General features: G+C 61.4%; 23 protein-coding genes. 10 read left to right on the top strand and 13 right to left on the bottom strand.

Annotation, left to right across the window (positions count from 1 at the left end):
- The first annotated feature begins 55 nt into the window (after positions 1-55).
- Genes MF606_RS12010 through MF606_RS11990 form a run of 5 tightly spaced genes read left to right on the top strand, consistent with a single transcriptional unit; the run spans position 56 to position 5,164 of the window.
- Positions 56-943 (top strand): carbohydrate ABC transporter permease, encoded by an 888-nt coding sequence (locus tag MF606_RS12010; RefSeq protein WP_240229474.1) that lies wholly within the window; start codon positions 56-58, stop codon positions 941-943.
- The gene (locus MF606_RS12005) at positions 940-1,806 is read left to right on the top strand and encodes a carbohydrate ABC transporter permease (protein ID WP_240229473.1); all 867 of its coding nucleotides are present in this window, start codon (positions 940-942) and stop codon (positions 1,804-1,806) included. The genes MF606_RS12010 and MF606_RS12005 overlap by 4 nt, the downstream gene beginning before the upstream one ends.
- Positions 1,803-3,050 (top strand): AGE family epimerase/isomerase, encoded by a 1,248-nt coding sequence (locus tag MF606_RS12000; protein WP_240229472.1) that lies wholly within the window; start codon positions 1,803-1,805, stop codon positions 3,048-3,050. Before MF606_RS12005 ends, MF606_RS12000 begins: the two co-directional genes overlap by 4 nt.
- Positions 3,051-4,145 (top strand): ABC transporter ATP-binding protein, encoded by a 1,095-nt coding sequence (locus tag MF606_RS11995; RefSeq protein ID WP_240229471.1) that lies wholly within the window; start codon positions 3,051-3,053, stop codon positions 4,143-4,145.
- Entirely contained in the window at positions 4,145-5,164 is a 1,020-nt protein-coding gene (locus MF606_RS11990; RefSeq protein WP_240229470.1) for a Gfo/Idh/MocA family protein, read from the top strand. Before MF606_RS11995 ends, MF606_RS11990 begins: the two co-directional genes overlap by 1 nt.
- A 24-nt stretch (positions 5,165-5,188) precedes the next feature.
- On the opposite strand, the gene MF606_RS11985 is transcribed toward MF606_RS11990, so the two are convergent.
- From MF606_RS11985 to MF606_RS11960, 6 genes are all read right to left on the bottom strand, one after another.
- Positions 5,189-6,274, bottom strand: coding sequence for a D-TA family PLP-dependent enzyme (locus MF606_RS11985; protein ID WP_240229469.1), 1,086 nt, complete (start codon positions 6,272-6,274; stop codon positions 5,189-5,191).
- A complete protein-coding gene (locus MF606_RS11980) occupies positions 6,271-6,945 on the bottom strand; it encodes a TetR/AcrR family transcriptional regulator (RefSeq protein ID WP_240229468.1) in 675 nt (224 codons plus the stop codon). The genes MF606_RS11985 and MF606_RS11980 overlap by 4 nt, the downstream gene beginning before the upstream one ends.
- Positions 6,938-8,026 carry an ABC transporter ATP-binding protein gene (locus MF606_RS11975; protein WP_240229467.1) on the bottom strand — a complete coding sequence of 363 codons (1,089 nt, stop codon included), beginning with the start codon at positions 8,024-8,026 and terminating at the stop codon, positions 6,938-6,940. The genes MF606_RS11980 and MF606_RS11975 overlap by 8 nt, the downstream gene beginning before the upstream one ends.
- Positions 8,027-8,035: 9 nt before the next feature.
- Positions 8,036-8,863: a carbohydrate ABC transporter permease gene (locus tag MF606_RS11970; RefSeq protein ID WP_240229466.1), complete on the bottom strand. Its 828-nt coding sequence runs from the start codon at positions 8,861-8,863 to the stop codon at positions 8,036-8,038.
- Positions 8,856-9,722 (bottom strand): carbohydrate ABC transporter permease, encoded by an 867-nt coding sequence (locus tag MF606_RS11965; protein ID WP_240233836.1) that lies wholly within the window; start codon positions 9,720-9,722, stop codon positions 8,856-8,858. Before MF606_RS11965 ends, MF606_RS11970 begins: the two co-directional genes overlap by 8 nt.
- Positions 9,723-9,861: 139 nt before the next feature.
- Positions 9,862-11,106: an ABC transporter substrate-binding protein gene (locus MF606_RS11960; protein WP_240229465.1), complete on the bottom strand. Its 1,245-nt coding sequence runs from the start codon at positions 11,104-11,106 to the stop codon at positions 9,862-9,864.
- 117 nt (positions 11,107-11,223) lie between these two features.
- Here MF606_RS11960 and MF606_RS11955 point away from each other — a divergent pair, with 117 nt between their 5' ends.
- The 5 genes from MF606_RS11955 (at position 11,224) to MF606_RS11935 (ending at position 17,311) form a co-directional block, all read left to right on the top strand.
- On the top strand, positions 11,224-12,441 hold the full coding sequence (locus tag MF606_RS11955; RefSeq protein ID WP_240229464.1) for an amidohydrolase/deacetylase family metallohydrolase: 1,218 nt from the start codon (positions 11,224-11,226) through the stop codon (positions 12,439-12,441).
- On the top strand, positions 12,438-13,898 hold the full coding sequence (locus MF606_RS11950) for an aldehyde dehydrogenase family protein (RefSeq protein ID WP_275693076.1): 1,461 nt from the start codon (positions 12,438-12,440) through the stop codon (positions 13,896-13,898). The genes MF606_RS11955 and MF606_RS11950 overlap by 4 nt, the downstream gene beginning before the upstream one ends.
- 21 nt (positions 13,899-13,919) lie before the next feature.
- Entirely contained in the window at positions 13,920-14,792 is an 873-nt protein-coding gene (locus MF606_RS11945; RefSeq protein WP_240229462.1) for a fumarylacetoacetate hydrolase family protein, read from the top strand.
- A gap of 131 nt (positions 14,793-14,923) precedes the next feature.
- On the top strand, positions 14,924-15,673 hold the full coding sequence (cnbZ, locus tag MF606_RS11940; protein WP_240229461.1) for a 2-amino-5-chloromuconate deaminase CnbZ: 750 nt from the start codon (positions 14,924-14,926) through the stop codon (positions 15,671-15,673).
- A 24-nt stretch (positions 15,674-15,697) separates the two neighbouring features.
- Positions 15,698-17,311: a GMC family oxidoreductase gene (locus MF606_RS11935; protein ID WP_240229460.1), complete on the top strand. Its 1,614-nt coding sequence runs from the start codon at positions 15,698-15,700 to the stop codon at positions 17,309-17,311.
- On the opposite strand, the gene MF606_RS11930 is transcribed toward MF606_RS11935, so the two are convergent.
- The 7 genes from MF606_RS11930 to MF606_RS11900 form a co-directional block, all read right to left on the bottom strand.
- Positions 17,308-18,384 carry a Gfo/Idh/MocA family protein gene (locus MF606_RS11930; RefSeq protein ID WP_240229459.1) on the bottom strand — a complete coding sequence of 359 codons (1,077 nt, stop codon included), beginning with the start codon at positions 18,382-18,384 and terminating at the stop codon, positions 17,308-17,310. The two genes, MF606_RS11935 and MF606_RS11930, sit on opposite strands and share 4 nt — an antisense overlap.
- Positions 18,381-19,235 (bottom strand): sugar phosphate isomerase/epimerase family protein, encoded by an 855-nt coding sequence (locus MF606_RS11925; RefSeq protein WP_240229458.1) that lies wholly within the window; start codon positions 19,233-19,235, stop codon positions 18,381-18,383. Before MF606_RS11925 ends, MF606_RS11930 begins: the two co-directional genes overlap by 4 nt.
- A 3-nt stretch (positions 19,236-19,238) precedes the next feature.
- Positions 19,239-20,642, bottom strand: a complete 1,404-nt coding sequence (locus tag MF606_RS11920; protein ID WP_240229457.1) for a CehA/McbA family metallohydrolase — start codon at positions 20,640-20,642, stop codon at positions 19,239-19,241.
- 171 nt (positions 20,643-20,813) lie between these two features.
- Positions 20,814-21,917, bottom strand: a complete 1,104-nt coding sequence (locus MF606_RS11915; RefSeq protein ID WP_240229456.1) for an ABC transporter ATP-binding protein — start codon at positions 21,915-21,917, stop codon at positions 20,814-20,816.
- Positions 21,918-21,923: 6 nt separating this feature from the next.
- Positions 21,924-22,754 carry a carbohydrate ABC transporter permease gene (locus MF606_RS11910; protein ID WP_240229455.1) on the bottom strand — a complete coding sequence of 277 codons (831 nt, stop codon included), beginning with the start codon at positions 22,752-22,754 and terminating at the stop codon, positions 21,924-21,926.
- Between the two features lie 5 nt (positions 22,755-22,759).
- Entirely contained in the window at positions 22,760-23,701 is a 942-nt protein-coding gene (locus MF606_RS11905; RefSeq protein ID WP_240229454.1) for a carbohydrate ABC transporter permease, read from the bottom strand.
- 75 nt (positions 23,702-23,776) lie between these two features.
- A complete protein-coding gene (locus tag MF606_RS11900) occupies positions 23,777-25,126 on the bottom strand; it encodes an extracellular solute-binding protein (protein WP_240229453.1) in 1,350 nt (449 codons plus the stop codon).
- Positions 25,127-25,327 lie beyond the last annotated feature (201 nt).

Here is a 25,327-nt window from a genome sequence, read left to right as displayed (position 1 = left end):
TGCCAACCAGCCTGGGAGGTTTCGTCCCTCCCAGGCCCCACCAGCGGAGATTGCAATGCTGCGGCGCAAGAGATGGCTCTTCGCTATACTCGCCATCCTGCCCACGCTGGCACTCTTTGCCTGGCTGCGCATGTATCCCATTTTCGAGACCCTGCGGCTCAGCCTGCACAAATGGGACATCCTCTCCAAAAACAAGCCGTTCATCGGCCTGGCTAACTTCCAGGAGTTGATGAGCGACCGCCTGTTCCATGAGGCGCTGCTCAACACCACCATCATCGCCTTCGGCGTGCTGATCATCACCATTCCCACCGCGATGGTGCTGGCGGCAATGATCCACTACCGGACACGGTCGCGGGCGTCGGGCTTCTACGAAACGGCTATCTTCCTGCCGCATGTGGTGTCGCTGGTGCCCGCGGCCATGGCCTGGAAGTGGATTTTCGACGCCAGGCTAGGTCCGCTCAACGCCGTGCTCACCTTTTTCGGTTTTGAGCCGCAGGCGTGGCTGTTCGATCCGACGCTCTCGGTTATCAGCGTCATCGTGCTGTGTTCGTGGCAGGCGCTAGGTTACGCGGTGCTGATCTATCTCGTCGGCTTCAAGAGCCTGCCGGTGTCGCTGTTCGAGGCGGCCAAGCTGGATGGCGCTTCAGGTCCGCAATCATTCTGGTTCCTGTCGATGCCGATGCTCAAGCCCATTACGCTCTACGTATCGGTGGTAACCTTGGTCTCCGGGTTTAACGTCTATGCCCAAGCCTTCGTGCTGGCGTCGGACGCGCAGGGCGCGCCGGGCCGGCAGGTTCGCGTGCTGGTGCTCGACATGCTGGAAAACAGCTTCCGCAACTACCGCGTCGGCTATGCCGCGTCCGAGGCGGTTGTCCTCCTCGTGATTGTGCTGGTGCTGACGTTGATCCAGTTTTCCCTGCTGCGGGAAAGGGGGCGTGCATGAGCGCCAATCGCTCGACCCAAAGCGGCAGGAGCCGCCGCCTGCGCAAGATGTTCGTCGATCGCGGGATCGACCTCATATTGCTGGTATTCAGCCTGCTGATGCTGCTTCCGCTGGTGTTTCTCGTCTCCAATGGGTTCAAGACACCTCAGGAAATGCTCGCTTGGCCGCCCACGATTATTCCGGCCGATCCCACGATCGACAATTTCGCCGCGGTGCTGCAGGACACCCCGCTGTTGCGGTGGATGTTCAACAGCATCCTTTTCGCGGTGCTATCGACCCTGGCGATCCTGGCGACCTCCTCGATCGCCGGGTACATCCTCGCCAAGTTCCGTTACAGCTCGCTCAACGTGATCTTCGCCCTGGTGCTAGCGACGGCTATCGTGCCGTTCGAAGTCTACATGATCCCGCTCTATTTCCAGGCGCAAAGCATGGGCATCCTCAACAGCATTTGGGGGCTGCTGCTCGGCTATCTGGTAATGAGTTTCGGCATCTTCCTGATCCGGCAGAACGTCATCCATTCCATCCCCGATGAACTGCTGGAAGCGGCGCGCATCGACGGTGCTGGTGAGCTCTGGATATTCTTCCGCATCGTCTTGCCGCTGCTGCGCGGCGCCCTCGGCGCGCTTGGCGTCCTGGCATTTTTCCAGGCCTGGACGGCCTTTGCCTGGCCGATGATCGTCGCCACCAATCGCGAGGCCTATACGATCGAAGTCGGCTTGGCCCTGTTCCAAACCGGATTCACTGTCGATCTGGGTCGCCTCAGCGCCGCGTCGGCGCTGGTGCTCATTCCCTCGATCAGCCTCTTCGTCATTCTGCGCCGTAACTTCGTGCAGGGCGTGGCCAGCACGGGGCTCAAGGAATGAGCGATCCCGCGGGCTTCATCGAGCGGGCCGCTAGGGTCTACGTCGACGCCAATGCGGCGAGCCTGCACTGGCTGCTGGCCCGCCCGCTGCTCGGTCCCGGCTTTCTGAATAGCAAGCAAAACAGCATGACGCTGGCCGACTACGGCCCCGGCGATGGTCTGCGCAGCCCGCAGTTCACCTATGGCTGGATCCAGGGCAGGGGGCTCGAAGCACTGGTGACGCATGCCGCATTTTTCGCGGCGTCAGACCCTGAATTGACCGCATCCATCGACGCCGTAGCGCGCCCTCTGTACGATATCCTCCGGCGGCTTTGGTCGGGGAATGGCCATGCCTACTTCTGCTACGACCCTAACCTCGAGCCAATTGTCGCCGCGCCGAATGGTGTCACCACGCCGCAAGCCCAGCCGGCCGGCATCTACACCTATTCCGACATCTTCGTGCTCAAGGGCCTGATTGCTGCCGCTGCCCGCTATGACGTGCCGCATCTTGATGGCTACCTGGCCCAGCTGCCCGCGCTTGTCGACGCCATTGAAGGCGGTCAATTCCAGATGGACGAGCGGCAGCCGCTGTCCGCCGAGGCGGCGCGCAACCAGCCTGCCGACTTCGGCCCGCGCATGATCCTGCTTGGTGCCGCCGGCATGCTCAATCGCATCGGCAGGCCCGATGCTGCCCGCTTCGCCGATCGTTTCATCGCTCATGTGCTCGAACACTATCTGGATCCGGCCTCCGGCCTGTTGCGCAATGTGCCAGGCATGGATGTCTGCAACGTGGGGCATGGGATCGAGTTTGTTGGCTTTGTCCTCGATTATTTACCTCGCGATGCCGACCTTGCCTTGATGAAGAGACTGCAGGCTATTCTCATTGCCTCGTTCAACGCAGGTCTTCATGGTCCGGGAGTCGCGCTCACGGTTTCGGTTGCATCTGGTCGACTGACCAGCCCCTATTGCCCATGGTGGTCGCTGCCGGAAACCATCCGCAGTGCGGCCCTGTGTCACGAGCGGACCGGCGATGCGCGCGCGCTCGATATCTGGCAGAAGGCGCATGCGGCATTTTTCGATAGCTATTGGCGCGGCGAACCGGCAATCGCCTACCAGACGATGACGAAAGACGGCCCGGTCGACTTCGTTCCGGCAACCCCCGATCTCGATCCCGGTTACCACACCGGCCTCAGCCTTCTGGCAGCCGTAGAAGCTGCCACACGTATGGGTGCGGGTAGTGCCCTCCAAACCAGCATAGGTGCATAAATGGCTGCCGTAGAAATCACCAACGTAGCCAAGTCCTTCGGTCCCACGGATATTATCCGAAACATCAACGTCAAGGTTCCCGATGGTGCCTTCGTGGTCCTGGTTGGCCCATCGGGTTGCGGGAAATCCACGCTGTTGCGCATGATTGCTGGACTCGAGGACATCGACAAAGGCGAAATCTCGATCGGCGGGCGGGTCATCAATGACGTCGAGCCCAAGCACCGCGATATTGCGATGGTGTTCCAGAACTACGCGCTCTATCCGCACATGACCATTGCCGAAAATATGGGCTTCTCGTTGCGCCTGGCCAAGCAGTCCAAGGCAGAGATCGACCAGCGTGTCGGCGAGGCGGCCCGCATTCTGGGCCTCACCGATTACCTCAATCGATTCCCCAAGCAGCTTTCCGGCGGCCAGCGCCAGCGTGTTGCCATGGGGCGCGCCATCGTACGCCAGCCGCAGGTCTTTCTGTTCGACGAACCCTTGTCGAACCTCGACGCCAAGCTGCGGGTGCAGATGCGCGGCGAGCTCAAGGACATGCATGCTCGCTTCAAGACCACCACGATCTATGTGACGCATGACCAGATCGAAGCCATGACCATGGCCGACCTGATCGTGGTGATGCGCGATGGCGTAGTGGAGCAGATCGGCACACCGCTCGATCTCTATGACTTCCCGGCCAACATGTTCGTGGGCAGCTTCATTGGCTCCCCAGCCATGAACTTCCTCAAAGGCACCGTTCGCCAGGACCAGGGCCAGCAGATCTTTGAAACCGGCAGCGGTTTCCGTCTGCCAGTCCAGGCGGCCGCGGGTGCGCCTGACGGCCTTACGGCAACTCTGGGCATTCGGCCGGAACACCTGGCGCTGTCGAACCCCGGAGAGGGGCTTGGTGGCAAGATCACGACCATCGAACCGACTGGGTCCGAAACCTTCGTGGTGGTGCAACTGGGTGAGGACCGAATATCAGCTCTGCTTCGCCAGCGGCTTACGGCAAGCGTTGGCGATGAGCTGTGGTTGGCGCCGCAGCCAAATACGACGCATCTGTTTGACACTGCGACGACCAAGCGGCTGGCTGACATCGGCAGCGGCAACCGCTGATGACAAGAAAACTCCGCATTGGCATTATCGGGCTGGGTATGGCGTCTCTGCCCCATGCTCGGGCGCTGCTGCTGCTGGGTGACCGGATCGAGACTCTTCACGCCTTCAGTCCATCCGCCGATCGCCGCGCTGCCTTCGCCAGGACCCATGGTCTGCCGACGACGGATGCAGCCGACGCGATCTTCAATGATCCGCGTGTCGATGCGGTTTTGGTGCTGACCCCGCCCAACACGCATCTCGAAATCGTGCAAACGGCGGCTTCGGCCGGCAAGCATGTGCTGCTGGAAAAGCCGCTCGAGGTCAGCCTCGAGCGGGCCGAGCAACTGGTCACCGTTGCTGAAGCCGCCGGGATCACTCTCGGAATTGTGCTGCAAAACAGGTTCCGGCCGGCAGCGCGGGAGCTCAAGACGATCATCGGTGAGGGGCGCCTCGGTCAATTGGTGCAGGTGAGCGCGCGTACAAGCTACTGGCGCCCGCAGAGTTATTATGACGAGCCGGGTCGCGGCACCTTGGCGCGCGATGGTGGTGGCGTGCTTCTGACCCAGGCCATTCACAACCTGGACCTGATGATCTCGCTGGTTGGTGCGCCTGAAACGGTAACCGGGTTTGCCTCGACCAGCCCGGTCCATGTGATGGAGGGCGAAGATGTGGCGGCCGCGACACTTCGCTTTGCCAATGGTGCGCTTGGCAGCATTACGGCCACGACCTGCGCCTTCCCAGGACGCGCGGACGTCATCGAGATCATCGGAAAGAAGGGAAGCGCGCTGCTGGACGGGGAACACCTCACCGTGGCTTTGCATGACGGCACCAAGATCGACTTCGAAGGCGCTGACAGCGGTTCCGGATCGGGCGCCGATCCCATGGCATTTTCCAGCAGGGCTCATCAGGCCCTGATCGAGGACTTTGCCGCCGCGATCGCAACCGGCGGACAGCCAGCCGCATCCGGGCGCGATGTCCTGGCCGTGCATCGCTTAATCGCCGCCATCATCCAGTCCAACGGCCAACCGATCCGCCTTTAGGGTGTTGCGAACGCGACCCGCCCACTAGCTCATGCCGCGCGCTGCCACCCTTTCGGAGTGAACAAAGAAATCGCCGCGAACGAAGTGGACATGGTCGACCATGTTGCTCACGACGCAGGCATGGTTGGGTATTACGCGCAACACATCGCCAACTGCTGGCGCTTGTTGACCGCACTCCAGACGGCCGTGTTCCTCGTTGAGGGAGACAATGGAGATATCGGGACGTCCGACGACAAGGCCGTAGTCGCGAAATCCGAATAGATCCGAAGTCAGGACCTTGGTCCCCGCATCGACCACAGCACGCCTGTCCTCTGGTGAGCTGACCACCGTGGTGAGAACTGTGAGCGCACAGTCAGCCTCCGCGCAGGAACCGGCAGATAGCACCGAGCGGTCGTTGTAGACGTAGCTGCCGGGCCTGTACTCGGTGATCGAGGGGTTATGAGTCAGGGCATGAAGGTCAGGCGTACCGCCGGTGGAAACAGACTCCACTGTCAATCCGTTCGCACGCACCAGACGCGCTGCATCCTCCAGCCATTCGCAAGCCGAATTGCCTTGGCCCGGAGCCGGATAGGTCATGAGACCCGCAAACCTCAACCCCGGCCTGCCATGGATTGATTTGGCGAGTTGAAGCGCCGCTTCGGGTGTCAGGACGCCGCATCGGCGCATTCCCGTATCGCATTCGACAAGCACGGCGAGTGGCTTCGAGGCGCCTTCGAAAGCGGCCGCAAGTCCTCTGACGATCTCCTCGCTGTCCGCCACCACCGTCAAACGGCACCTATCGGCGAGCTGCCGCAAGCGGCGAAGCTTGCGCTCTCCGACTATATTGTAGCTCAGCAGGGTATCCTCGACGCCCGCATCGGCCATGACTTCGGCTTCGCCGAGCTTCTGGGCGGTCACGCCGATGGCGCCAGCGGCAAGCTGAGCATGGGCGAGAAGCGGCAATTTGTGCGTCTTGATGTGCGGGCGGACTTTGAGGCCCAGATCGTCCAATCGGGCCTGTCCGCGGACGATGTTGCGCTCGACAATGTCGAGGTCGATCAGAACGGCAGGCGTATCGACGACGTCGCGCCAGAGTTCATTTCCAGCGAGAGGCAGATTCAGGTTCTTCATTTCGGCGCATCCTGGTCGACATGGCGCAGGTAGCCTAGGACCATGTCAGTCATGTGCGCGAGGCGCCTATCCTCGGCGCTCTCGTCCAGCAGGTCGCGATTGAAGACAACGCTGAGTGTCCAGCGATTGGACAGGAAGAAATAGCCGAGGCCGACAATCGATACGTACAGCTCGATGATATCGACATTCTGGCGAAAGATGCCTTGATCCTGGCCGCGCCGGATCAACTCGCCGAGGCGCGTCGAGAGCGGCGCGAACATGCTGTGGACGCTTTCCGACTTCGTCAGGTGGACCGCCTTCATCAGGTTCTCGGCGTTCACCAGTACAATGAATTCCGGATGGGTCACGAAGTAGTCGTAGGTATGGGCGATCAGCTCCCGTATGCCGGCTTCGGGCTCGAAGTCGTCGAGAACCAAGGCCTCATTCTGCGAACGAAGCTCCTGATAGATGTCTTCCAGGACCGCCACGAACAGCTCATCCTTGGACCGGAAATAATGATAGAGCACGCCCTTGCTCATCCCGGTTCCGGCCGCGATGCGGTCCGTTCGTGCGCCGTCGTAGCCGTATTCGGCAAACTCGACCCTGGCGGCGGTGATCACCGTGCGCATGGTCCGCTCGGGATCCCGCTTCTTGGGAGCGCTGGTTTCAGCTGCGGATTTTTGCTCACCCATTTAGCGATCCGATCCGTTCTTCTGTGTCCGACGCAAACAAATGAAGGTTCGCGGGGTCGAACGACAACCCGACCCGCTCCCCGGAAACCACATGCCGGCGGGTGCGCGATTGAACCGTCCATTCATCAGTGCCGACCTTGAGGATAATGTTGGTCTCGCAGCCCGTATGCTCCACCAGCTCGACAGTCCCGGTAAGCGGGGCCTGGCTGGGGTCGATGATCTCGATATGCTGCGGTCGCACCCCGGCGATGACGGCCTGGACACTACTGCTCTGAAACCCGCTTAGGGTCAGAGGCTGCGTACCGGAGGCAAAGCGGATCACGGTGGTGCTATCCTCGCCGGCCAGTTCGGCCTTGGCAAAGTTTATGGTAGGCGATCCCAGGAATGCCGCGACGAAGACGTTGGCGGGCCGGTCGAACAGTTCCAGGGGCGTGCCGATCTGCTCAATCTTGCCGCGGTTCATGACCACAATGCGGTCCGCCATCGTCATGGCCTCAATCTGGTCGTGCGTTACATAGATCGACGTTGCACCCAGCGATTTGTGTAGCTGGCGCAGTTCGATACGCATGTGATGACGCAGCTTGGCGTCGAGATTGCTCAACGGTTCATCGAACAGGAAGGCTCGTGGCGCTCGCACCATGGCCCGCCCCATGGCGACGCGCTGACGCTGACCACCCGACAGGGCTCGTGGCTGGCGGTCGAGCAGCGTGTCCAGGTGAAGCGTGGATGCAACCTCCGCCACTGCCCGATCGACGTCCCCCTGCTTGGCGCCCCGCAGCTTGAGCGGAAAGCCGATATTCTGCGCCGTCGTCATGTGGGGGTACAGAGCATAGCTCTGAAACACCATCGCCAGGTCGCGACGCTGCGGGCCGAGACCGTTGACGACTTCGCCATCGATTTCTATGGCGCCGCCGCTAATGGACTCAAGCCCGGCGATCATTCTGAGGAGCGTGGACTTGCCGCATCCGGAAGGCCCGACGAGCACGACGAATTCGCGATCTTCGATGGCAATGTTGACGTCGTCGATGATTTTGAATGCGCCGAATTCCTTGCGCACATTCTTGAGGTGAATCGATGCCACTCTGGCCTCCTATTTCACTGCGCCCAGCGACATGCCGCCAATGAGGTAGCGTTGGATACTGGCGAATACGATTGCGACCGGCACCGAGGCGATAAGCGTTGCCGCCATGATGAGGTGCCATTCGATTTGGTAGAGAGTGCCGGTCAGGAAGGCGATCTTCACCGGGGCCGTCTGCTGGGCGACATCGCGCAGCAGGGTCAGCGACATCGCATACTCGTTCCATGAGTTGACGAAGGTGAAGATCGAGGTCACCACCACACCCGGCAGGCAAAGCGGCAGGAAGACACGTATGAAGGCGCTGAAGCGGCTTGCGCCATCGAGCCATGCCGCCTCTTCGAGGTCCTGGGGGATCGTCGCGAAGTAGCTTTTCAGCATCCACACCGCGAAGGCCGTGAAGAACGCGCTATGCGCGATGATGACCGAAAACAGGCTGTTGATCAGCCCGAAGTAAGCAAACATCCGGAACAGGCCCAGGATGAGCACGATCGGCGAAATCATCTGGGTGATCAGCAGGTAATTAGTCAGCGCGCCTTCGCCGGGCACTCGCATGCGGGTCAGCGCATAGGCGGCAGGAATGGCGACGGCCAGCGACAACAGGGTGGCCCCGACGCTGATGATCAGAGAATTGCCGAGCGCCTGCCCGAATCCTCGCTCGAACATCAGCTCCGCGAAATTGCCCAGATAGAAATCGCGGGGCAGCCACGTCCGCTCGAACGTGAAGATCTCGTCCTCTTGCTTGAGCGCGGTCGATAGCATGGTCGCGTAGGGAAACAGAACGACGATGAGGAAGGGCGAGAGCAAGGCCCAGCACAGGATGCTTTTTTTGGCCTTAGACATCGCTGTTTGCTCCCCGCGAGCGCGTCAGGTAGAGGTAAATGATTGCAAAGCCCAGCAATGCAGCGAACATGATCACCGAACCGGCAGCCGCGTTGCCTAACTTGCCGAACGCAAATGCCTGTTTGTAGACATAAGTAATCAAGATGTCTGTCCGATTGGATGGGCCGCCATTGGTCATGATCCATATGATCGGGAACGAGTTGAATACATAGATCACGTTCAGAACGATGGCGATTTGCATGAATGGCCAAAGCAATGGCATCGTAATGTGGCGAAAGCTATTGAACGGTGATGCGCCGTCAATGGCGGAGGCCTCGTAGAGGGTACTCGGGATCGACGTCAGCCCTCCCAGCAGGATGGTGACGGTGAACGGCACCGACACAAGGATGCCGACCAGAATCTCGATCAGGAAAGCTACTCTGGCGTCGGCAAGCCAAGGATAGTTGCCGACCGGCAGGCCCAGCGCAGAGAGGGTCATGTTGAGGGTGCCGAAGTCACCGTTGACGACATAGCGCCAGACCACCGCAGTCATGGCGAGAGAGATCGCCCAGGGCAGGAGCACGATGGTTCGGGCGATGGTTCTTCCATAGAAGTCTTCGTGAAGAATGAGCGCTATGGGGATCGATACCAGGATCGTTCCGCCCACTACCGCAACGGTCCAGATGAGCGTCTGCCACGCGGTTTGCAGGAAGACCGGGTCGGCAAAGGTCTTCGTGAAATTCTCGAGGCCGGCGAAATCGCGGACAACGCCGATGCGGCTGATGTCGAATAGCGACATGCGCAGGACGTCGAAAATTGGGTAGCCAATCACCGAAATCGATAGCAACAGACAAGGCGCAACGAGGAGCAGGGCCCACATCGAGGCCGAGCGCTCGGAATTGACTGCCCGTCCGATATCCGGCGCCTTTCGAAAAGCGTTCATACTCTTTCCCCGTACGCGATGGGTATGCGCCAGGTGGTCGTGAGTGGCCACCTGGCATTGTTGCGGAAGTCGGCCGTTACTGCTCTTCGGCGAGCAGGGCGTCCATCTTGGCGGCGGCTGCCTGAAGACCTGCCTCGACCTCGACCTCACCGGAATAGATGAGAGCCAGTTCCGATTTCAGTCCTTCAGCCATTTCCTCCCAGCGGGGCAGCAGGGGAGCAAACTTTGCTACGGGCCCCATTTCCAGGAACACGGCCATGTTTGGGTTCTCGGTGAAGAAAGGTTCGGTGGATTCCGACTTCAGCACCGGAACGAACCCTTCCAGCTTGCCGAAGGCGAGCCTGTTTTCCTCGTTGAAGATAAACTCGAGGAACTTCATGGCCTGCGGCTTCACATCGGAGCCTTCCACGATCGCAATGGTGTCGGTGACGCCATAGGTCGCCTCGGTCGTGGCGACCGGAATATGGGCGATGCCATATTCGACGTCCTTGCCCTGCTCGGCCAGTTGGGCATTGAACCAGGGACCGGACAGGACCATGCCGAGCTTGCCGGCGGCAAACAGGTTCTGAAGGTCCTCGCGGCTGGATCCGGTTACACCGGGCTGCGCCAGGCCTTCGCTGATGAAACGAAGGTAATTCTCGGTCGCCGCTACGGCCTCGGGAGAAGCAAAGCCGCTCTTGCCGTCTGGCCCGATAATGCTGCCGCCATGCGTCCACAGCGAGTAGAACCAGTAGCCCTCGGTATCGAGGTCTTTGCCCTGCAGGCCCATGCCGTAGATGTCGCCGCCAAGAGCGCTGATTTTCTTGGCCGCCTCGAAGGCCTCGTCCCAGGTGGTGGGGATTTCGGTGACGCCTGCGCGCTCGAACAGGTCCTTATTGTAGAAAAGGCCACGTGCCGACGCGGCGATCGGGAGGCCCCAGGTCTGGCCGTCCTGCTTCTGCAGGTCGAGATAGGTCGGCACGAAGGTATCGGCAAAGCCGGGCGACATCAGATCGTCGATGGGCGCCAGGGCGCCATCAGCGGCAAAGCCCGCCATCCAGCGCGTTGCCATGTGCGAAATGTCGGGCGCAGTTCCGGCAGAGATATCGGTCATCAGCTGTTGCTGCATCTCGGGCCAGGGCAGGTACTCCACCTTTACCTCGATATCGGGATTGGCAGCGTTGAACTGGTCCGCGAGTTCCTGAAAGAATGGCCCAGTTTTGGTGCTGTATTCGGCGAATCGGGCCCTGACCGTATCCTTTGCCCACACGCCTCCAGTTTGCAGCATGACTGCAACCAGAGCGGTGCCAAGTACCAGCCCTCCCATTAATCCTCTACGCATCAGCGTCTCCTCCAGAGTGACGTTGTGAATGTCGAATGACACCGGCATATGTGACGAAGCTTTTGTCGCTGTCAATATTGACTGACTAGTCAGTATGTGATTTTTTCGCGATGCCCGGTGACACTGCCGGGCCTCCGAAAACACACCCAAGCTAGAGCCATGACTCAAAGAACAGTTTTTAGGGGCGCAGAGGTCTTGGCCTTTACCGGTCAAGCGCCAAACGTTGATATCGCGATTCAGAACGGCCGTATCACGGGTGTTGGCGACATTTCCCCAATGGCGGGCGATATCGTTATCGAGGCATCCGGCGCCATCATCACCCCCGCACTGACCGACATCCATACGCATATATATTGGGGTGGTACGGCACTCGGCGTGCGTCCCGAACTTGTCGCGCATAGATCGGCAACCGGGGTGTTTGTGGATGCGGGATCGGCCGGCGCGGGCAATTTCGAGGGCCTGAACTCCTTTATCTTCCAGGACTCGCCGTTCCACACCTTTGCCTACCTGAACATATCGTTCCCGGGGATTTTTGGCTTCTCGTCACGTGTGATGGTCGGCGAATGCTGCGACATGCGTCTTGTCGACAGCGAAAGCTGCATCGAGGTGGCACAGGCCCATCCGGACAAGGTGGTCGGCATCAAGGTCCGGGCTGGGCGCAAGGCCGCCGGCGAGAATGGTGCCAAGGCGCTGGAGATTGCGCTCAAGGTCGCGGATCGACTCGGTTTGCCGGTCATGTGCCACGTCGACCTTGATCCGCCGACGATCGAAGAAGTTCTCCAGCAATTGCGCAAGGGTGACATCATCACCCATTGCTGCCGCCCCGATCCCAACGCAGCGACGCAAGCGGGTCGCGTGCGCCAGACGGTCTGGCAGGCTCGCGAGCGCGGCGTTCACTTCGATATCGGTCACGGCATGGGCGGCTTCTCGTTCCAGGTGTGCCGCGAGATGCTCGCCGAGGGCTTTGTTCCTGATCTGATCAGCTCTGACATTCATTCGCTCTCGGTCAACGGACCGGCATTCGACCTTCTCACAACGATAAACAAGCTCATCGCGCTGGGCGTGGATCCGACAACGGCCTTGGCGGGAGGCAGCACCAATCCTGCGGCTGTGCTGCGGCGTCCGGAATTGGGGCGGATCGCTGTGGGCGACGAGGCCAACATCGCTGTCCTGAGATGGAAAGAGGAACCCTGGTCGTTCAAGGACGCGATGGGCGAAACCCTCGCCGTTTCGAGACGGCTGGTTTGCGACCGGCTGATCGTCAAGGGCCGTGAGATCGGTCCTGACGGCTCGCCGCTCGTCGAACGGGGCCAATTTTCCGGGGGTAGCAAGTGACGCTGAACACTCCAAGCCTGGTCAAAGCCGATCATTTCATAAATGGGCGGTGGACGCCGTCCCGTGCTGGCAAGACCTTCGAGGCGCGGTCGCCTTTCAACAGAACCTTGCTCGGCCATGTGGCCGAGGGTGATCGCGAGGACGCCCGGGACGCGATCAAGGCCGCGGCATCCGGCTTCGTCGCCTTGGCTAAGCTATCGCCGTGGGACCGCGCGCGCCTCTGCAATCGTGTTGCCGAAAGCATCGAGAAGCGCAGGGACGAGCTCGCCACCATCCTGGCGCTTGAACAGGGAAAGCCGCTGGCGACCGAGGCCTATGCCGAAGTCGACGCAGCAGCGACTGGATTCCGTGAGGCAGGCGAGCTGATCAAGTGGCTCGAAGGCGAATATATCCCGGTCGAGACGCCCGGGAAGCGCGCAATCAGCTTCCGCCAGGCCCGCGGTGTCTACGCCGTCGTCACGCCCTGGAATTTTCCGATCAATATTCCGGTCGAATACCTCGCGCCCTGCCTGGCCGCCGGCAATGCCGTTGTCTGGGTGCCGGCGCCGACGACCTCGCTCTGCGCCGCGAAGCTGGTGGAGTGCCTCGTGGACGCGGGCGTTCCCGACGGCGCGGTCAACGTGGTCTTCGGACCTGGCGCGGTGGTGGGCGACGAGGTTGTTTCCAATCCCGGAACGCACGGGATCGGTTTCACAGGCAGCCCTGGCACAGGAAACATTATCGCCACCCGGGGCGCGGGCAAACCGATGCTGCTCGAACTGGGTGGCAATGGCCCGGTGGTGGTGCTCGATGACGCCGATCTGGACCGTGCCGCAGAAGCGGCTGCATTCGGCAGCTTTTTTAATGCGGGGCAAGTTTGTGCTGCCACCGGCCGTATCCTGGTCACTGGGAAGAACCACGATGCGCTCGCCCGGCGAATAGCCGACATTGCATCGGCAATCCGCCTCGGCGACCCTCTCGCACTCGAAACGACGATGGGGCCGCTCAACAACGCCCAGGTTTTCGCAAAGGTCGAGGAACATGTGGCCGATGGCCTAGCGCGCGGCGGCGAACTTATCGCCGGGGGTAGGCCTGGAGTATCTGGCTCTGGCCTTTCCTATCAACCGACCGTCATGGGTCGGGTTGCCCGAGATGCGTTGCTCAACAGGTCGGAAACATTTGGACCCGTCGCCCCCCTGGTGGTGTGCGCCGACGCAGCCGACCTGCTGGAGACCGCCAACGCGTCATCGCACGGCCTGGCGGCCAGCGTCTTCACGCGCGACCTGAGCCAGGCTTTCGCCTTCAGCGAGAAGCTGCGCGCCGGCCTAGTGAACGTCAACAGCGCCAGCTGCTACTGGGAGTTGCACCTGCCGTTCGGCGGCGCTTCCGGCAAAGCCAGCGGGCTCGGTCGGTTGGGCGGCAAGCACACGTTGCGTGAAATCACCGACGTCAAAACCATCACCTTCGACATCACCTGAACAATCCCACGCGGTTAAGACATGAGACTCTGTAGCTTCATACGCAATGATCGAGCCGGGTATGGCGCCTTGGTTGACAACCGGATCGCCGACATCAGCGCGGTTCTGGGCAGTAACTATCCCACGCTCGCCGAGTTGATCGCCCACTCGCAATTCCTGGAGATCGCCACTCGGGCCATCGATGATGCCCAACTCGTAGCGATGTCCGACCTGCAGCTGCTTCCGGTGATCCCGGCGCCACGAAAGATCATCTGCGTGGGGCTCAATTACCAGGACCATCTGGCCGAAACCAAGCACGCGCCGACCCAGCTACCACCCCTATTCTCAAGGTTTGCCGACTCGCAATGCGCGCATGGTGAGCCGATCATACTGCCATCGGTATCGGAACAGCTCGACTTCGAAGCCGAACTCGCGGTGGTCATCGGCAAGGCAGGGCGGCATGTCGAGTCTGACGCTGCGCTCGGCCACATCGCTGGATACTCCTGCTACAATGACGGCTCGATCCGCGACTGGCAGACCCATTCCTCACAATTCCTTCCCGGCAAGAATTTTCCACGAACGGGGGCCTTTGGGCCCTTCCTGGTGACGGCTGACGAGATTGCCGACCCGCAGGACCTTGAGATCGCCTGTCGCCTGAATGGCGAGACGGTGCAGTCGGCCAGTACCAGCCAGATGATCCACTCGGTCGCGAGCCTGATCTCATACATCTCGCGCATCACGCCACTGGGCGCCGGCGACGTCATCGTGACAGGTACACCGGGGGGTGTCGGTTTCACGCGGGTACCGCCGTTGTTCATGAAAGCCGGCGATGTGGTCGAGGTGGTGATCGAGCATGTCGGCACGCTGCGTAATTACGTCGCCCCTGAGACGACCCTTTCTGGGAGGGCGCAATGAGACTCCCGCAACTGGCCGCACCACTGATTGCGTCCGCACCAACCGCACAACGCTGACCACGTCAGTCCCGCTGTACACGTAGCGATATCGACGGCCAAGGCCGATCGAACGGCATTTTCAAGGAGATCCCTATGGGTGAAGTTATTGAGTTTTCCGCCGGGGGGTACTCGTTTTTGCGAGGCGTTTCTCAGTATTCTGGTGGCGTTTCGGCTCTGCCAGGCTTTCGGCTGGAGCGCGCTAGGCTTCGGCAACCGCTGAAGCTGAAGGACGGATTTGCCGTTGCCGAGGCGTATCTCAGGGCCGCTGGTCGCCCCCTTACCGCCTTCGCCGGCTGCGAACTTCGCTCTCCGGCACCGTTTTCCGAGGAAGGATTTGTAGCCTTCAACGAGGAGTACACGCAGACCTTAGCGGCCTGGGGGCTGCTGACGACCGGGCTTAATCCGGTGGCGAGAAGCAACGTCTGCCCCAAGATCGCCCCGCCGCCCGAACCGTCGATCTATGCGTTTTCGTTCACGATGCCCTCCGACGACCCAACACCGTCCTTCGTGATCTCGGGCTCGGCGGAAGTGCCTGAGGGGCACGCGGCCTATCGCGATCATATCGTTCGCCGAGGCGATTTGTCTGCCGATGGGCTACGCACCAAGGCGCAGTTTGTTCTTTGCGAGATGGAAAGTAGGGCTGGCGGACTGGGATTTGGCTGGAACGACACGACGGCGGTCCAAGTCTACACCATTCACAACCTCTACCCATTTCTTGCCGACGAGATTGTCTCCCGCGGGGCGGCACGGGCAGGCTTGACCTGGCACTACAACAATCCGCCGGTTGTCGACCTCGAATACGAAATGGACTGCCGCAGTATTGCGGTGGAACACGTCATCTGAGCGATCTGAGGTCGTAGGTTGGTTATGGAAAATCGGATCGACCTCGGACGCTACGACTATGTCGTCGTTGGCGCCGGATCGGCGGGCTGCGTTATGGCCAATCGGCTGAGCGCCGATGCGACCAAACGCGTCCTCCTGCTGGAGGCAGGCGGATCGGACAACTATCATTGGATTCACATTCCGGTCGGTTACCTCTACTGCATGGGCAATCCCCGGACAGACTGGGGGTATCGCACGGCGCCGCAGAGCGGATTAAATGGCCGTTCTCTTGCCTATCCGCGAGGACGGGTGATGGGCGGCTGCTCATCCATCAACGGCATGATCTATATGCGTGGTCAGGCGGCCGACTATGATCACTGGCGCCTGCTGGGTAATTCTGGCTGGGGTTGGGACGATGTGTTGCCGCTGTTCGTCAAGTCGGAGAACCATCATCGACTGGCAGGCCCGTCTCATGGCCAGGGTGGTGAACTACGCGTCGAGCGTCAACGGCTCTCTTGGCCGATCCTGGAGGCCGTGCGGGAGGCGGCCGAAGAGCTGGGTATCCCCAAGGTCGATGACTTCAATTCCGGCGACAATTTCGGCTCGTCCTACTTCGAGGTGAACCAGAAGGCCGGCTTCCGATTCAATGCTGTGCGCGCCTTCATTCGACCGATACGGCACCGCGCCAATCTCACCGTTATCACCCACGCCCAAGCCGAACGCGTCATCTTCGAAGGTCGACGGGCGACCGGCTTGCACCTGCTACTGAACGGCAAGTCGGCGAGGGTCACGGCTTCGCGCGAAGTCGTCCTCTCCGCCGGCGCCATCGGAACGCCGCAAATCCTGCAGCTCTCGGGCGTCGGCCCCGGCGGGCTGCTGCAAGAGCACGGGATCGAAGTCGTCCATGACCTGCCGGGGGTCGGCGAAAACCTGCAGGATCATCTGCAGATTCGTACCGCATTCCGTGTGGCGAACACGCGGACGCTCAATGAAATGCAATCATCATTGGGCGGCAAGGCGCGCATAGCACTCGAATACGCGTTGTGGCGCTCGGGGCCGATGGCGATGGCTCCCAGCCAACTCGGCATTTTCATGAAGTCGGCGGCGCATTTCCAGACGCCCAACATCGAGTTCCACGTCCAACCGTTGTCGCTGGAGACGTTCGGGCAGTCGTTGCACCGCTTCCCGGCGATCACCGTCTCGGTCTGCAATTTACGTCCGGAATCGCGCGGCTCCGTGCGGATTGCATCCCCTAAATTCGACGACCATCCGACGATTGCCCCCAACTACCTTGCAACCCAGGGGGACCGCGACGTTGCCGCCCAGTCGATCACAGCCGCGCGGCAGTTGATGGCCGCGCGGCAGTTGGCGAAGTACACGCCGGAGGAGTTCAAGCCGGGCCCAGAAATCCAGTCGCCCGAAGCGCTTGTATGCGCCGCTGGTGACATTGCAACCACCATCTTCCATCCGGTCGGCACCGCAAAGATGGGCACTGACGATATGGCGGTTGTCGATCCGTCGCTGCGCGTGCGGGGCATAGAGGGTCTGCGCGTCGTCGACTGTTCGATCATGCCTACCATCGTGTCCGGAAACACCCATGCCCCCGCCGTCATGATTGCGGAAAAAGCGGCAGGTTTGATTTGCGGATCAACGAACTAGGCTTCGTTACCGAAGTGGCGTGCGATCTCTTTGAACAGCACCAAGTCCTCCAGGGAATCCGAGAGTGTTGTGCGGTTGAGGGCGCCAGTGGTCACGCTCTCATGGAAGGCACCCAGCTCGATGCGGAACGGATCTTCGTAGACCGGGCCGATGATCTCGGTTCCGGTATCGGTATCGCTGGATGAGGTGATTTCGAGGCGTGTCGGCAGGTTGCGGATATAGGGCGTGTCGTAGTTCATCTTGAAGTGCTGGCGCTGGGTCAGCACCTCGATGCCGGCATCGAAGCGGGACACGTCGTCGATCACGGCTTCGTAGATGGCGCTGAAATGGCCGTAGTCGAACACCGCCATCACCGTCTCGCCGCGATGCTGGACGGCATAGGAGCAGCCCTTGGGTGTTCCCAGCAGGTCACGCATGGCGGAGATGCTGTGTGAGGAGAGGCCGGTCAGCACCTGATAGGCACGCAGGGCATCCGGGGGGCAGTCGTCACCCATGACGGAGCGCAACATGGCCTGGGTTCGGCTGCGGCCTTCGGTGATGATATCGGCGGGCACATCGTTCGGGCGGAAGGTATTGCGGGTCTGTGCCACGAAGAATGGCGCTTCGCGGATAATGTCGCGAATGCGGACGTGGCGGATTTCGGCCAGTTGTGGCAGGCGCTTTTTGAGCTCGAGGAATGGTCGCGAGAAACGGCGCATATAGCCCACGAACACCACCTGGCCGGGGTGCTGTGGAATGTCGAGGATCGGGCGAAGCTGGTCGGCGGTTAGGCAGGCAGGCTTTTCGATGAATACATGCTTGCCGGACCGGATCGCTTTCTCAAGCAATTCGGCGTGCAGATGGTCGGGTGTCAGGATGAAGATTGCGTCCAGCGCCGGATCGGCGATGAGGGCGTTAGCATCGGGATGGCTGACGGGGACGCCGTATCGCGTGGCGACATAATCGACCAGGCTAGGCGACACATCGGTGATGGCTGATATGGCGTAGCGACGGTCATCGGCCAGCAATGGCAGATGCATGAGCTGGGCGACTTCACCGAGGCCGATCAGGCCGACTTTGATTTGAGGGCTCATTTGGCGATCGCGTTCATGTAGGCGAGATTGCGGGCTGCCAGTTGCAACGGCGTTTCGCTGGCATCGGCGGCGACGTCCTGCTCGACCACGATGGGGCCGCCAAAGCCGCGCTCGTCGAGCAGACGCATGACGGCCTGGATATCGACGACCCCATCGGGCAGCGGGCACATCACCCCGGCGCCGTAGGATGCGGCGATTGACAGTTGGCCGTCGAGCACGCGCTGGCGCACCGCGCCGTCGACATTCTTGAGGTGCATATAGGCGATGCGGGGGAGGACGCGCTCCATATAGGCCAGCGGGTCCTGGTCCCAGAAGGCGTGGTGGCCGGTATCGAAGCAGAGATCGATCTCGGTTTCGGCGAGCATGCGATCGATCTGGGCCTCGCGTTCGACGGCGGTGCCGATATGGGGGTGGAAGCTGAGCTTGAGGCCGAATTCACCTTCGACCAGCGCCTGCGCGTCGCGCACCATCTGAGTCAGACCGTTCCAGCCGACCTCATCGAGGACGCCTTCCTGGCCCTCAGGATACCAATTGCTCTCGTCCATGATGACGAGGTGCTGCGCGCGCAGCGACACCAGTAGCGGCGCCAGTTCGCGCAGGGTCTGCATCAACAGCGGACCGGACGCGGTATCGCCGAAGGTGTGGACGTGGGTGGCGCCGATCATCACCAGATCGCGCTTGGCCAGCTCATCCTTAAGGACGGCCTGATCCTTGGGCAGGAAACCGAAGGGCCCAAGCTCGGTGCCGCGATAGCCGGCGGCGGCGACCTCATCGAGATATTGCCGCCACGTATAGGTATTGCCCGTGGGATAGGCGATGCCCCAGGAGCAGGGGGCGTTGGCGATGAGCATGGATCAGGCCTCGATATAGATGGGATTGCCGAGCGCGCGGCGGATCGGCTGATCGGCAAGGTTGACGCCACGGAGCTGCCAGGGCAGCTCGCGACCCTCGATCAGCGCCAGGAATTCAGCGCTAAGGCGCTCGCGGCTGGCGATGGCGACAATCTCGGCTCGGATGAAGTCCTTGGCCTCAGGCATGGCGATCTCGTGCTGCCAGTCGTCGGTGTCGATCAGGGCGGAGCCGATCTCGCCGGTGGCGTCGATCCACACAAGCTTGTCGCCTTGGGCGCCTTTTGCCTCGGCGCGCATTTGGCGTGGTTTGGTGACGACGGACCCCATCGGCTGACCGTCCACGGTCATCACCAGTGATGGCCCGGAGGGGCTCTCGGTGACATAGCCATGGCCCGATTTCATCGCGGCGAGCACGGCGTCCTCGCTGAGCTCGGGCAAAAACAACACGGTAGTGGGGCGGGCCAACACCAGCGGGCCTTCGGGCATGAGCTGGGCGGGCTGGTGATAGTCCGAGCCGCCAATGGCCGAGAGCCGCAGGCCGGAGGCGAGTCGCTGCTGCCAGCGGTCAAGCGCGATCCAGTTCCACGCCATCCAGGTCGATTGCCAGACCTCCTGACAATCGGCTTCCGGCAGCTCGTATTCCCAGGCGATGGGCGGCTTGTCGTGATTGATCGACAGCAGGCCGCCCCTATCGTGGACCAGTCGCGCCAGGGTGTGGGCGTCGGCAGGCCGGGTCATGCGGAAATCGATCCATGCGTCGACGCCATAGACATTGGCGTGGCCCCCGGCAGTGGTCACTTCCATGGCCCGCACGAAAACCAGATCGGGCGAGGATTGCGGGTGAAAATAACGCCGCTGAGTGGTGGTGTTATGGTCGGCAACGGCGAGGAAATCGAGCCCGGCTTGCCGCGCTGCGGCGTGCAATAGTTCGGGCGAGCCCTTCGCATCCGAATGGAAGGTATGGCAATGCAGGTCGCCCTTGTACCAGCCAGCGCCCTGGCGCACCGGCGTGGTGTGCGCTGGCTGCGGCTCGATCGTACGAAGCGCGGAGTCGAGGGCGATGGTCACGGCGACCTCGGTGCCACCGTCGGGAACCTTGTAGAGGCCAAGGATCACGGTCCAGCGGCCTGCGGGGATATCGCCATGCACATAGCCGGGCGTCGCATCATCGGTGGCGATGAAGAAGCTGTCGCGCGCACCGCCACTCCAGCCGCGAAAGCCTTCGGCGCTGGGATAGCCCGTGTCGCGCGGATCGAAGGCGCCGAGATCGATGACGCAGTCTTCAGCCTTGGGGTAGGCAAGAGCGACGTCAATGCGAGTCGTGCCTGCGGGCACGTCGAAGGGGATGTAGAAATAAGGATTGGCGGCCTGGTCGGCGCGGGTAATGCGGGTGGTGATGGTGGTCATTTCAGCATTCCGTTGGCACCATGTGGTCCCATCCACAGCACGGCACCTCCCCCTTGACGGGGGAGGGTGGGAGGGGGTGCGAGAGCCCCGATATCCGGGCTAAACCACCCCACCCTTGATCCCTCCCCACAAGGGGGAGGGTGTTGACTGAGACAATGGTAGCAACCGCCGTCATTCGCCGGCTGCCGGAATGCGCGCACCCGTGCCATCGAACAGATGCACATGCTCGCCGGCAAAGCCCAGCGTCACGCTCTCGCCGAGCTCGATATGATCGTCGGTGAAAATGCGGGCGGTGACACGGGAGCCGTCGGCGCGCTCGATGGTGACGAGACTTTCCGGCCCCATATTCTCGTTGGCGAAGAGCTTGCCCGAAATCGTGTTGGTGGCACCGGCTTCGGCAATAGTAAGGTGCTCAGGCCGGATACCGAGGGTCAGCGTCTTGCTGGCGCCGAGGGCCGCGCCGATCTCCGAGGACATGGCCAGACCGCCCAGAGTCAAACCCTCCGCCGATAACTGCAGCTTGCCGTCGCCCTGCGCCGCTTCGACCGGGACCAGGTTCATTGGCGGATTGCCGACGAAATTGGCGACGAAGGTGGTGGCGGGACGGCGGTAAATCTCGATGGGCGAGGCGAACTGCGCGATCTTGCCCTGGTCCATCACGGCGATGCGGGTCGCCAGCGCCATGGCCTCGGCCTGATCGTGCGTCACGTAGACCGCCGTCATGCCCATGTCGCGCTGCAGGTGGTTGAGGAAACCGCGTGCTTCGAGGCGCAGCTTGGCATCGAGATTGGAGAGCGGTTCGTCGAAGAGATAGACTTGGCTGGGATAGACCAGCGCACGCGCCAGCGAGGTGCGCTGCTGCTGGCCACCGGAAATCTGGCTCGGCAGCCGATCGAGCAGGTGGCCGATCTTGAGCACGTCGGCCACTTCCTTGGCGCGGCCATGGCGCTCGCTCACCGACTTGCCGCGGACCTTCAGCGGATAGGCGATGTTGTCGGCCAGGTTCATGTGCGGATAGAGCGCGTAATCCTGGAACACCATCGAGATCTGGCGGTCCTTGGGGTGGAAGTGGGTGACGTCCTGGCCACCGATCAGCACCTGGCCCGACGTCGGCGTCTCCAACCCGGCAATCATGCGCAGGCTGGTGGTCTTGCCACAGCCCGATGGCCCCAGAAGGCAGACGAACTCGCCGTCGCCGATGGAAAAGCTCACGTCCGACACGGCGTTGAAACTGCCGAAGCTCTTGGTGACGTTGCGGAATTCGACTGATGCCATGATGCGTTAGGCCTTGATGCCGCCAAAGAACCGGAAGCCGAACTTCCAGCTGACGAAGAGATAGAGGGCGATGACGGGGAGCGAGTAGATGAGCGAATAGGCGGCCAGAAGGGTCACGATCGGCGTGCCGGCTTCCGAATAGAACGAGTAGATGGCCACCGATGCGGGCATCTGATCGTCGCTGCGCAGCAGGATGAAGGGGATGAGGAAGCTGCCCCAGATATTCACGAACCCCCAGACCACCACGACCACGATGCCCGGACGGATGACCGGGAGGGCCACGTCGAAAAAGGCCTGGACGGGCGAGGCGCCGGCAACCATGGCGCTCTCCTCGTAGGATTTGGGAATGGAGTCGATGAAGTCGCGCAGGATAAACATGGCGGTGGGCAGGAGCCCGCCGGCAAAGGTCAGGATGACAGCGAGATGCGTGTCGATCAGCCCGGCGGCGGAGACGATGAGAAAGATCGGCACCATGGCTGCCGAGCCGGACACCACCGACGAGAACAGCAGCAAGACATAGGTGACGGCGCCCTTGCCCGGCAGCGACGAGCGCGACAGGGCATAGGCAGCCAGCGTCGCCGCTGCGCCAACAAGAATGACGCCGCCGACCGACTGGATCAGGCTGTTCCACAGCGCCTGCACGGCGAAATTATTGCCGAAAACGGTGACGAAATTGGCCAGTGTCCACGGATCGGGAATGGCAAGGCCAAGCTCGGCTCGTGCATTGAAGGGCGCGAACAGGAACCACAGCAGGGGCAGTGCAAAGGCGGCGCCGATCAGCGCGGCAAGAGCAGAGAAGGCGATGCGGCCGATAAAGGCGGGCAGGGTGAGCTTCATGATCGTCAGCCCTTCTTCTTCTTGCGGCCGATGCTGAGATAGATCAGCGCAAAGGCAAGGTTGATCAGCATCATAATGACGCCCACCGCCGCACCCTTGCCGAACTGGAAGTCGTGGAAGGCCACGCGATAATTGTAGATCGAGACCAGCTCGGTCCGGTAACTGGGCCCGCCATTGGTGAGCAGGAACGGCGTGAACGTATTGAACGTCCACATGGTGATCAGGATGAGATCGGTGACGATATGGCCGCGGATCAGCGGCAGGCCGATATCCTTGAACTTCTGCCACGATGAAGCACCGGCCACGTCGGCCGCCTGGAAATAGCTCGGTGGAATGGACGAGAAGGCCGAGCTGAATAGCATCATCGAAAAGGCCGCGCCGCGCCAGGTGTTGAACACCACGATGACCCAGAACGGCTGCTTCAGCAGGAAATCGCCCTTGGGCAGGCCAACGCCGGTGAGCAGCGCATTGAGCGTGCCCTGGTCGCGATCAAGGAAGGCGAACCAGGCAAAACCGATGACGACCTCGGGCAGAATCCAGGCCGCGATGACGAAGGTTTCGGTGATGCGCTTGACCCAGGCGGGCACGGTCTGGATCAGCCAGGCCAGCAGCAGGCCCAGCAGTGCCTGGCCGAGTAAAGCCGAGGCCAGCACGAACTGGGTGGTAAGAATGAGCGAGAAGCCGAACTGCCCGCGCTGGAAGAAATTCGAGGGATCAAACAACGCAAAATAGTTAGCCAGTCCGACGAATTCGGGGCTGAGCGCCGTCTTGCCAAGCAGCGTCCTATTGGTGAAGGAGACGAAGATCACCCAGAAGAACGGCACGATGACGAAGACCGATACCAGCAGGCCCGCTGGCGTCAGGAAGGCCGCACCCGCCCGGTTGGACAGAAGCGAGAAATTCTTGACCTTGCGCCTGGGCTGATCGGGAATGGGTTCGGTGGTCATGAAGGCCTCAATGCCGGGCGAGAACACAGCGCCCGGCATCCCGAAGGACGCCGGGCGCAGGGGAGGATCGGGACGTCAGAGCAGGCTGACGGTATTCTCTTCGCCGACAATGCCGATAACCGAAGCCTTGTACTGAGCCATGGCCTCTTCCGGCGACAGCTCACCGGATACGACGGCTTCAGTCATCCGCTGGATTTCGGCCGAGACGGTATTGTAGTTCTCGTCATTCGGGCGAGCCGTGGTGAGCGGCAGCAGCGTCTGGCTGGTTTCGGTCAGGAACGGGCTGTTCGGGATCTCGATATCCGTACGGGCCGTGATACGCGGCTGGATGGCCTGGAAGGCGTTCTGCATCTCGGCTTCGTTCATGAACGAGAGCAGGGCCCAGGCTTCCTTGGGGGTATCGGTGGCCGGATTGAGAACGAAGCCCGTGCCACCCGAAATGGTCACGAAGTCCTGGCCGCGAATGCCGGCACCTGGCTCCTTGGCGGGAACCTTGGCCCAGCCCATGACATTGTCGCGGTCGGCCACAGCGAATTCAGCGCCTTCCGAGGTGACTGAGCGGTAGAAATAATCACCCTCGAACAGCAGGGCAGTCACGCCGTCACGGAAGTTGGCGAAGGAGCGATTGCGGCCATCGGCCAGAAGCTGGGCACGCTGGTCGCCGAGCTGCTCGTCGACATAGATGGTCTTGTAGAGGATGAGGGTGTCGAGAATGCCCTGGCTGGAGACGATGTATTTGCCGTTCTCGTCGGTCACGCTTTCGCCTGTGCCGAGCAACGCCAGCCAGTAGCCCTGCATGGTGGTGGCTTCGCCCATGGCGACGCCGGCATTGAGCTGGATGGGGTAGCTATCGGGCTTGATCTTCTTGATCGCGCGGGCGGCGTCGAGCACATCTTCCCACGAGGTCGGCTGCCAGGTGTCGGCATCGATGCCGGCCTCGGCCAGGATGTCCTTGCGGGTGTGGATCATGCGCACGTCGGTGCCGAGCGGAATGCCGTAATACTTGCCCTGGTACTGCATGAGCGCACGCGAACCGTCCGACAAAGCGGCCCAGCCCGACCAGTCATCGACCTCGGCGCCGGCAACTTCATTGAGCGGCTTGAGCAGCCCGCCTTCAACGAAGCTCGGGATCAGAAAACCGTCAAAAGCGGTGACATCTGGGCCGGCGCCGGTGGAAAAGTCGAGCGCCAGCTGCTGGGTCAGCTGGGCGTCTTCGCCGCCGAACTGGTTGAGATTGACGTTGATGTCAGGATTGGCGGCCTCGAAGGCCGGAATGACGCTGTTTTCGATCCACTCGGCAGTGCCGCTGTTGACGCCGCCGATGACGCAGCGGCAGGTGATGTCGAGATCGACAGCGAAGGCGGAGCCGACAAAGGCTGTGGCGCCGATCAAGCTGAGCGCAAGGCTGCGCAGACGATTGCTCATCGCAAAATTCCTCCCATGTAATGGCTCCGAATTCTCCGGTAGCCGGCTTTTGGCCGCCCCATACGGGATCAGCCAGTGAAGAATGAACACGTTTTCACTTTCCGTCAATGCGGAGAATTCGCCGACGGCGGGCCAGAGTCGGACCGCACTCGCCAAGTAGGCACGGCTATGCAACGATCCTGTGACGTTTTGGGCCGAATT

Source organism: Devosia lacusdianchii, from assembly GCF_022429625.1.
Lineage (GTDB): Bacteria > Pseudomonadota > Alphaproteobacteria > Rhizobiales > Devosiaceae > Devosia > Devosia lacusdianchii.
This window is presented reverse-complemented; position numbering and strand designations above follow the sequence as displayed.